Origin of the sequence: Belliella kenyensis (genome assembly GCF_022549675.1) — a bacterium.
In the GTDB taxonomy this organism is placed as follows: domain Bacteria; phylum Bacteroidota; class Bacteroidia; order Cytophagales; family Cyclobacteriaceae; genus Belliella; species Belliella kenyensis.
This window is the reverse complement of sequence record NZ_JAKZGR010000024.1, coordinates 20,498-30,552: the sequence shown is the minus strand read 5'-3', so window position 1 is coordinate 30,552 and position 10,055 is coordinate 20,498. Positions and strand designations below refer to the sequence as shown.

Sequence of the window (10,055 nt, the reverse complement as noted above, 5' to 3'; positions counted from 1 at the left end):
AATCCTAAATTGTACTTTTTCAATCCGAAATTGACTCGTGGATCAAGGGTCAAACACATAAAAAAAGAAAGTAGAGCTTAGTTTAAACCCTACTTTCTAATTCCTGACGAATTTTCCAAGAAGCCCTGATTACTTTGGGATTAGTATCAACTAATAATTTGTCCGCTTAGGCGGATCCAGTATCAATTAAAATCAGGATCTTGAAAAACCAAAAGGTGACTTAGTTACAAGTATCATTGCGGATATACATACTTAAAATTTTCACCATGGATTCACTATACTTTGCCAGAGGGATCAATTTACATGATGAAACTGACTTCTGTAGGTAAATGTCAAGAATATGTATCTAGTACCGAAACTTACTGAAGTAAAGTCAATTCGAATTTTTCTAGATGTGCTTCAATGCATTCTATTTACTTTTCAATCCAGAACTAATGAAAGAAAAGAACTCCTGACGTGTGGATTTTTCAGTAAAAAGCTTCTTTATCATATCCAAATATCCCTTCAATCCTAGTTCTTTGGAGGGATTTTCTTGTTTTGGCATTTTGAATTCTTTGGTGTTCGCTTTTTGTTTGATAGCCTCATCTTCTTTCGGGTTTGATGGGGTTGATTTATATCCTACCAAATCATCAGCTTTTTTGAAACTATACTGGGCTAGCTCTTTGTACCCAAGTTTTTCTTCTACCAATCCTCTGTTATTGTAGGCAACGGCATCTTCAGGATCCATTTCAATTGCTTTGGTATAATCGTCGATGGCACCCTGCAGATCACCTATACGATCTCTAAAATACGCTCTACTGCTATAGCGGTAAGGGTTATTAGGTTCCAAGTTCAATGCTCTATCAAATTCTGAAGCAGCTTCCTCATTTCTACCTAGAAGATGAAGAACTACAGCTTTATCACTAATGTAAGTTGGGTTGAATGGCTCCTGATCTGTTAAGGCTTGAAAGTCTGCCAATGATAGATCAAATTTTCCAAGTCGGGAATATATTCTTGCCCTAAAAAACAAATATTCTCTATTTGTATCATCATTTTCAATACACTCATTGATACTAGATAGCGCTTCTTCAAACTTTCCTGATTTGAAATAAGCCACGCTTTGCTCAAAACTTGCCATTATCTTCCTCCATTTGATTATATATAATACAAAAGTAAGTGTGATAAAGTTTACTAGCTTTTATTTGAACCAAAATATTTCCTCAGTTGTAGGTATGGATTGTTGAAATTAGCAATGACCTGAAGAAGGATCAACCTTATGATTTATGATATAACTTCTGGTATGAAAGCGTATTAAAGTCATCTTAAAAATCAATTTACAATTACCTTTCATCACATAAAGCGAATATTCATATTCTTTATATCTTTGATCCGAAATTCTCTAAGATGCCAAGTAAACCAGAAGATATCATCAAAGATCTCCATGCTGGAAAATATGCTCCAGTATATTTTTTACAGGGTGAAGAGCCTTACTTTATCGATGTAATCACGGATTATATCGAGAAAAATGCCATTCCTGAGCATGAGAAAGGTTTCAACCAGACAGTAATGTATGGTAAAGATGCTAGTATGCCAGCCATCATGAGCAATGCAAGGAGATTTCCGATGATGGCAGATAGGCAAGTGGTCATTGTAAAAGAAGCTCAAAACATCAATGGGCTGGGAAAAGATGATGTAGACGGATTGTTGATCAATTATTTGAAAAATCCTCTTCCTAGCACCATCTTGGTATTTGCTCACAAGTATAAAGTGCTAGATGGACGTAAGGCACTTGCCAAAGAACTTGATAAAAAGGCGATTCTAGTAAAGTCAGAAAAAGTTCCTGATTACAAGATGGCCGCATGGGTCAAAGATTACATCCATTCCAAAGGTCATCAGATAGATGATCGAAACGCTTCCATAATTGCTGAAAGTATTGGGAATAATTTAGAAGTTTTGACCAATGAGATTGGTAAAATGCTGATCAATTTTACTTCCTCAACACAGATTGATGCTACCCATATACAGCAGTATATCGGTATCAACAAAGATTACAACAACTTTGAGCTTACTAAAGCGATAGGGGTAAAAGATGTTATTAAAGCCAATAAAATCATACATTATTTTGGTCAAAATCCTAAAGGTCATCCATTGATTCCAATGATTGCACTGATGTTCAATTACTTTCAGAAAATTGCCTTGGCACATGAAATGTCCAAAGCATCAGATCAAGAGTTGGCTAGAAGTTTAGGAGTGAACCCCTTCTTTGTAAAAGAATATCGTATAGCTGCCAGAAATTATAATTTGGGCAAGGTTATTGAGTCTTTTACATACCTTAGAGAGGCAGATTTACGTTCTAAAGGCGTAAATGCCAACGGGATGGATGAATCCCAAATACTCAAGGAATTGATTTTCAAAATTATGCATTAACCCAGCATATCACATGATAAAAAAAACGCTCGCAATCTTGGGTGTATTGACGATCAGTCAATCAGCCTATGCGCAGTCAGGATTGTACCAGAATAGTGTACAAAAATCGATTGATGATCATTTTGAACTGTATGATAAACAGTTATTTAGTGCTTCTAAATTTGAATTCGAATCTTTAAGAGATCAAAAATTCCCTTTCGGGGAAGAGGTCTATGTTGATTTTTATCATGCGATTTCTGCATTGAAAATTGACAATCCAGCAGCTTCTGATTTGGTATATGGATTTATAAGAAGGTATCCCGATCACCCTAAAGTGAATGAGGCTGCTCATATTTTGGGGAATTATTTTTTTGAAAAAAGAAACTACAGAGAAGCTATTCCTGCTTATCAAAAAGTAGACGTAGACAAAATATGGCCTGAACAACGGTCTGAGGTTCTTTTCAAGCTAGGTTATGCTCAATTCCAACTTGGAGACCATGCTAATGCTCTGACAAACTTCAATCTCGTCAAACGTGAAAGGACTGCTTACACTCCTGATGCATACTATTATGCTGGATTTATACAGATGGAAGCCAAAAAGTACGATCAGTCTACAGCTGATTTCAGAGAGGCAGAGAAATCTAATTTTTACGCTGGAAAAGTCCCTTACATGATGTCTGGTATATTTTACAGACAAGGTCTTTATGATGATCTGATAAGCTATGCCGAACCTATTATTGCCTCGAATAGAACATTGGATAGGAAAGAAGAAATCAATTTGTATTTGGCTGAAGCTTATTTTGAAAAGAGGCAATTTGACAAGGCTGCTAGAAATTATGATGCATTTATAAATGCCCAAAGAGGCACATTGGAGAGACCTCAAATCTACAGAGCTGGAGTAGCTCAATACGAAATTCAAAATTATCAAAGAGCTACAGATTATTTTAAAGTATCTGCTGTCGAAAATGATAAAATTGGACAGGTATCTAGCTATTATTTAGGTCATTCTTACTTGAAATTAAATAATCCGCAATTTGCTTCTACAAGTTTTCAGGCTGCCTATAAAAGTGATGCAGATCCAAGGATCAAAGAGGAAGCATTGATAAATTATGCAAAAGTAAACCTAGAAAGGGGCAGTTTTCAGGATGCTGTATCTGGATTAGATACCTATCTAGATACTTATCCGAGAGGTGCATATGCGAAAGAGGCGGAGGATTTACTTGCAGATGCGCTCATTAATACCAACAATTACTTGAGAGCAATAGAGCAAATCGAAAGAATGCCGAACAAATCTAGTAGAATCAATGCAGCATATCAGAAAGTGTCATTTTATCAAGGTATAGTATATTATCGCGATAATAAAAATGATCTGGCCACAGCTTATTTTGATAAGGCAATAAATACTCCAGTGGATAAAGATCTTGTAAATCAAGCATATTTCTGGAAAGCTGAGAATTTTGCAGCAAGAGAAAATACCAATGAAGCCATCAGAACCTATGAACGACTTCAAAACCAAAGGCCTAGAGCAAATGATCCGTATTTGATAAAGTCACATTATGGTCTAGGTTATGCATATTTTAATTCTCAGCAATACTCAAAAGCTGAAGGTCAGTTCAAACAATATGTTGATAAGCTCCAGAGGGCAGAAGATAGAGAAAATTACGATGATGCATTAGTTAGATTAGCAGATACTTACTACGTCCAAAAAAAATTCTCTGAGGCTTTAAATACCTTTAGAAAAGCTATCAATGAGAGGAATAGGTATGCAGATTATGCACATTTTCGATCTGGTGTCATTCAGAATTTCCAAAATAACAACAATGAAGCGATCAATCATTTGAATCAAGTGATTGATAATTATACTTCTAGCCTCTATTTGGAAGATGCCATCTTCAAAAAGGCAGAAATAAATATGGAAATGACTAGGTATTCCGAAGCAGTCAGTGGATTCACTAGACTTATCAATACAAGACCAAATAGTCAGTTCATTCCATTTGCCCTTGAAGGAAGAGCTATTGCTAGTTATTCCTTGCAACGCTATGATGAGACCATCCAAGATTACAAAAAGATACTAGAAAATCACCCAAATGCGTCTAATTCAGAGTCAGCACTGACAGGTCTACAAGAGGCACTTGCATTGCAAAATAGATCTGGTGAGTTTTCTCAATATTTATCTTCATATAGAAAGTCAAATCCAGACAATAAAAGCCTTCAAAACCTTGAATTTGAGGCAGCTAAAAGTTTGTATTTCTCCAATTCAAATCAACAAGCTATAAAAGCTTTTCAAGATTATTTGAAAAACTATCCTCAAGCAGGTAATAAAACTGAGGCTCTGAATTTCATTGCCGAATCGTACCATAAAAGTGGCAATAAAGCAGAGGCACTCAAAATCTTTTACCAGATAGAGGCCATGAGAGATTCTCCTCAGAGGATGAGGGCTGTTCAGCGTATTGGAGCTATAGAGTTGGAAAATAAAAATTATTCAAAAGCAATACCTTACTTAAGAGAGGCTGGCAAAACCTCAAGAAACAAATTGGAGGAGTATGAAGCCTATCAAGGCTTGATGGATGCCCATTACAATACAAATGCATTTGATTCAGCTATAGTTTATGCAGATCGTGTCATAGGTCTTGGAAATGTGATGGCAGATGCTACTCCTCAAGCTATGCTTGTCAAAGCCAAAGCATATTTCAAAAAAGGCAATCAAGCTTCTGCTGAGGATGTACTTAGAGATCTAGTGAATGATTATAAAACTGTACATGGGGCCGAAGGCTTGTTTTTATTAGCTGAAAGCTACTCAAAGAGAGGTAACTATGCTCAATCGAATGATGCAATTTTTGATTTCTCTACTCCGTTTTCTGCACATGCTTATTGGTATGGGAAGTGTTTTATTTTGCTAGCGGATAACTTCCTCAATTTGGGTGAAGATTTTCAAGCAAAAGCTACCTTACAATCAGTAGTAGAACAAGCAGCTGATGAAGAGATCAAAAGAACTGCTCAAAATAAACTCAATCAAATCAAGTAGCCAATAGTGAAGCTTAACATGACTATGAACAAACAATTTGTTTTCAAATCTCTAGTGTTGATAGGGCTATCAATGATAGGATTTGATCTGCACGCTCAACAAAAAGGAGAGGTACAAGATCAGGAGTTTATTATTAGAAAAGACAGGGTTTTGACCCTGCCTGTTCAGCCAAGAAGTTTTGAAAGAATTCCTGTACTACCTACCCCAAAGAGCAATGCGAACTTTAACTATAGAGTAGAACCTTTTTTTCTTCCTCTGCCTCCTTTGGAAATCAAACCAGAGGCAGCGACGAAGAATTTCCCCAGAAATTTAGAAGAGCTATATCCAGGTTTTGCAAAGTTAGGATATGGAAATTATTCATCACCACTACTTCAGCTTAGGTACAACATATGGGAAGATGGTGATTATAATATTGGAGCAAAAGTAAGCCATGAGGGATTCTACACAGGACCAGTAGGAGGTAAAAATTCCGCTGAAAATCATACTCATTTTGGTCTTGATGGTACTTTATTCAAGGATTATTTTTCACTTTACGGTAATGTTGACTACCATAGAGATGAGTTTAATTTCTATGGATACGATCCGAATAATGCTCTTCTTTCGGATTATGTGACATCAAATAATGTACTGAATTCATTTAATATAAAGGCGGGAATCAGCAATTTGGAGAAAATGTCTGACCTCAACTATGATGCAAATCTTAAAATTCGCCTATTCAATGATAGATTTTCAGCCGTAGAAAATGAAGTTGGCTTGAATGGAAAGTTTGATTTTTGGTTTTCTGAATCTTTGAAAACAGAGGTATTGGGTAATTTGTCTTTGACTACTCCGTCAGATACGACTTATCGAGACATCAATAGAAATTATTTCGGAATTCGACCAGCTGTAGTTTATAGGAAAAGTGGATTATACCTAAAAGCTGGTGCAAATATAATATTTGAAAATGATGTAACCGATAATAAAAAGTCTGATTTCCATGTTTTTCCATCTATAGATGCATCTTATATGCTAAGTGATGAATTTGGACTGTATGCAGGTTTTGAAGGAGATGTGCAGCGTAAAACATATTACGATTTTGTCAATGAAAACCCATTCCTAGGGCCTAGTGATGCATTGCTGAACACCATACAGAACTACTTGGCCAAAGCTGGAGTAAAAGGTTCAGTAAATGGGGAGTTCAATTATGAAGTAGGAGTAGCTTATGGACAATTTGCCAATATGCATTATTACAATACCAATGCTACAGATACTTTGAGATTTAATTTGCTGTATGATTCTAATACTAGAGTGCTTAACTACCACGCCAAGGTAAATTGGGAATATCAAGATTGGTATAAATTGAGTGGCGGAGTAAATTACTATCAATATAGCTTGACCGATCTAGAAGCTGCATTTCATAGACCAGAGTGGGAGATCACTTTAGGAAATACCATAAAGCCATTGCCTAAGCTTTTGATTCAAGCAAATGCACATTTACTCGGGGGAATTGTTGTTTCGGAACCAAATCCAATTTTGGATCAGACAAGAACACTGCCTGTTATCTTGGACCTACAGCTCAAGGCAGATTATAAGATTACAGAAAGATTTTCTGTCTTTGCAGTAGGGAATAACCTGCTCAATCAGTCCAATCAACGTTTCTTGAATTATCCAGTGAGAGGAATCCAAGGAGTAGGGGGCTTGACAGTTAAGTTTTAAAAATAATCTTTTTCGTAGAGCTCTTGAAAGATTGTTGAATTCATACATTTGTCTTAGTTTCGTAGGTTGAAATAGGTAAAAGAAATGGAGAAAAAAGAGGATAAAAAGTACACAGATATGGAAGATAAGGATTTTGGATTTCCTTTCGTGGAGGTTTTACCCTTGGATGAAATAGAAGAAGCTAAGAAACATGTAATAGCAAAAGAATCAACAAGTACTGAAAACCATCTTGAAGAGGAATCAATCGAATCGACTGAAGTTACTAAAAAGGAGCTGTCAGTAAAACCCTTAGAAAGCATGCCTGCTACATCTACTAAAGTTGGACATAGTAGAGTAGAAACTTACAAAGATTCCTCTAAGAAAAATAAGGGTAATGGATTGTATTTGATTCTTTCACTTTTCGTTGTATTGATATTGGCTTCCATGGGGTATTTCTTTTATTACCTTCCAGCGATGGAGAATCAACAACTCAAAGCGAATTTATTGAATACAAGTGATATTGAATCGTCAAGTCAAGATGCTGCTATTTTGACAGAAAAAAAATCGGACAATGATGAGTCATTAGCTCAAAATGAATCTACAGAAGATGGGTTAATTTCAGGAAGTTCTGAAATTTTAAGTCAAGTTAAAGAGCCTGTTTTGACGGTAATAGAAGGTAGATCATCCAGTCCGCGCTACTTTATTGTAGTAGGAAGTGTACTGAACGAAAGACATGCTCAAAGAGAAGCACAAAAATACCTCGAAGATGGATATGACACTTGGATAATCCATCCCTATGGTGAAATAAGTAACTTTAGAATTGCCATTGGTCAATTTGAAAGCTTAGAGGCATCTACTCCCGACTGGGAAGCCGCTAAAAATGTTTATGGAAAAGAAATTTGGATTTTGAAATATTAATATGATGCTATTACAAACACTCTCTACCGATGGAAATATGATGGTAGATAGCTTGGCGATTATGGAACCAGGCAAAGGAGATATAGGTCTTCTTGATTTGATGATAAAAGGTGGATATATGATGATCCCGCTGTATGCATTATTTGTGTTAGCGATATTTATCTTTGTAGAGAAGATCATCACCTTAAGAAAAGCTTCCAAATCCCCAAAATACCTTATGGATCAAATAAAAATTTTGGTTCAGGGTGGTCAAGTAGAAAAAGCGAAAATTCTTTGTCAGCAAGAACAAACCCCTGTTGCAAATATGATTGCCAAAGGTTTGGAAAGAATTGGGAGCCCATTAAAAAACATTGAGGTAGCTATCGAAAATGTGGGGAAGATAGAGATCTATAAACTGGAGAAGAACTTGAACTTGATGGCAACTGTATCAGGTGCTGCGCCAATGATTGGTTTTTTGGGTACTGTGGCAGGTATGATTAGGGCATTTATAGGTGTAGCTCAAGAAGAAGGTATGGTATCTCCCAAGCTATTGTCTACTGGTATCTATGAAGCCATGATCACTACAGCGACTGGTCTAGTGGTCGGAATTATTGCTTATTTGGGTTACAATTACTTGGTGACGCAAGTTTCTAAATTGGTACATAATATGGAGTATACTTCCATAGAGTTTATGGACATTCTACAAGAGAAATAAAAATGGCATTACAATCCAAACATAAGGTAGAATCAGCATTTAGCATGTCTTCAATGACAGATATTATTTTCTTGTTATTGATCTTCTTTATGTTGACCTCATCATTTATCACTCCATCAGGACTTCCTGTCAATCTACCTTCCAGTGAGGCTTCTGATATAGTAATGCAGGAAGTGACTGTTACAGTCACAAAAGATCTGAAGTTTTCTGTTAATGATAGAGTTGTCAATAGGGAAGCTATCAAAGGAGAATTGACTACATTATTACAAGATAAAAAGGGACAGGTCGTTTTACATATAGACAAAGAAGTACCAGTAGAGTACTTGGTAGAGATAGGTGGCATTGCCGCTGGTCTAGAAGCAAACGTGTCTATAGCAACGAAACCCTACAAATAATACTATGGAAACTTGGCAATCAGATAAGCTAGAAGCAGAAAACAAGCGTAAAGCTGGTGTCATTACGTTGGTAATCAATGTATTGGTGTTTCTTTTTGTCTATTTTATGGTAGTATGGAAGCAACCTATACCACCTTTGCCCCAGTATGGTTTAGAGTTGAACTTAGGATTTTCTGATTTTGGAAGTGGCAATACCCAAACCTTATCAGCCCCCAATGATGTTCAATCGGAAGTGACTACACCGGCAGCACCTGGAGAAGTATCCAGTAAACCGACGGAGTCAGCGGTGCCAAACACTCAGCCTGCATCTCAGGCTAAACCAGTCACCACACCAGCTAAATCAAGTGTCGAAGCTGTATCAAAAACCCCAAGCACGATAAAAGGTTCTGAAAAGACGACTCCTGTAGTAAAAGATAATACGCCTGAAAAAAAGGCCAATACCCCAGTGACCCAACCTGCAAAAGCAGAAGCTGAAAAAACAGCGCCGAAAGTAGAAGAAAAGCCGAAAGTAGATCAAAGAGCTTTGATGGGTGCTGGAGGTACTTCAGGTACTGGAACACAAGCTGCCACTGGAAGTGCTCAGGGATCTTCAGATCAAAGAGGTGATGAAGGAAGACCAACAGGTACTGTGGATGGGAGAGCCTTGATGGGATCAGGTACTGGTCAAGGGGTAACAGGTCCAGGAGCTGGTTACAATTTGGATTTGGCAGGTTGGGATTTTGCCTCAAGGCCAAATATTCGAGATAATGTATCCACTCGTAACGGTAGAATAGTATTTAAAATCACAGTCGATGATTCAGGAAAAGTGGTGCAAGCAATTCCTTTAGAATACAATGTTTCCAATGATGTATTGGCTTACTATAGGACTGTAGTCAATCAAGTTTCCTTCAAACGTCAGAGTGGAAATGCTACAGCAGATTATTCTACTGGTAAGATTACTTTTATCATCAAAGTAGATTAAAAT

General features: G+C 36.8%; 8 protein-coding genes. 7 read left to right on the top strand and 1 reads right to left on the bottom strand.

Going from position 1 to position 10,055, the window contains the following annotated elements; all coding sequences use genetic code 11:
- Positions 1–409 precede the first annotated feature (409 nt).
- Positions 410–1,117, bottom strand: a complete 708-nt coding sequence (locus MM214_RS18030; protein WP_241297571.1) for a tetratricopeptide repeat protein — start codon at positions 1,115–1,117, stop codon at positions 410–412.
- A 266-nt stretch (positions 1,118–1,383) separates the two neighbouring features.
- Here MM214_RS18030 and holA point away from each other — a divergent pair, with 266 nt between their 5' ends.
- The 7 genes from holA (at position 1,384) to MM214_RS17995 (ending at position 10,052) form a co-directional block, all read left to right on the top strand.
- Positions 1,384–2,406, top strand: coding sequence for a DNA polymerase III subunit delta (gene holA / locus MM214_RS18025; protein ID WP_241297570.1), 1,023 nt, complete (start codon positions 1,384–1,386; stop codon positions 2,404–2,406).
- Positions 2,407–2,419: 13 nt separating this feature from the next.
- Positions 2,420–5,410, top strand: a complete 2,991-nt coding sequence (locus tag MM214_RS18020; protein ID WP_241297569.1) for a tetratricopeptide repeat protein — start codon at positions 2,420–2,422, stop codon at positions 5,408–5,410.
- A gap of 24 nt (positions 5,411–5,434) precedes the next feature.
- Entirely contained in the window at positions 5,435–7,105 is a 1,671-nt protein-coding gene (locus tag MM214_RS18015; protein WP_241297568.1) for a TonB-dependent receptor, read from the top strand.
- Positions 7,106–7,189: 84 nt separating this feature from the next.
- Positions 7,190–8,002 carry a hypothetical protein gene (locus MM214_RS18010; RefSeq protein WP_241297567.1) on the top strand — a complete coding sequence of 271 codons (813 nt, stop codon included), beginning with the start codon at positions 7,190–7,192 and terminating at the stop codon, positions 8,000–8,002.
- Between the two features lies 1 nt (position 8,003).
- On the top strand, positions 8,004–8,696 hold the full coding sequence (locus tag MM214_RS18005) for a MotA/TolQ/ExbB proton channel family protein (protein ID WP_241297566.1): 693 nt from the start codon (positions 8,004–8,006) through the stop codon (positions 8,694–8,696).
- A 2-nt stretch (positions 8,697–8,698) separates the two neighbouring features.
- A complete protein-coding gene (locus tag MM214_RS18000; RefSeq protein ID WP_241297565.1) occupies positions 8,699–9,091 on the top strand; it encodes an ExbD/TolR family protein in 393 nt (130 codons plus the stop codon).
- A 4-nt stretch (positions 9,092–9,095) separates the two neighbouring features.
- Entirely contained in the window at positions 9,096–10,052 is a 957-nt protein-coding gene (locus MM214_RS17995) for an energy transducer TonB (protein ID WP_241297564.1), read from the top strand.
- Positions 10,053–10,055: the final 3 nt, after the last annotated feature.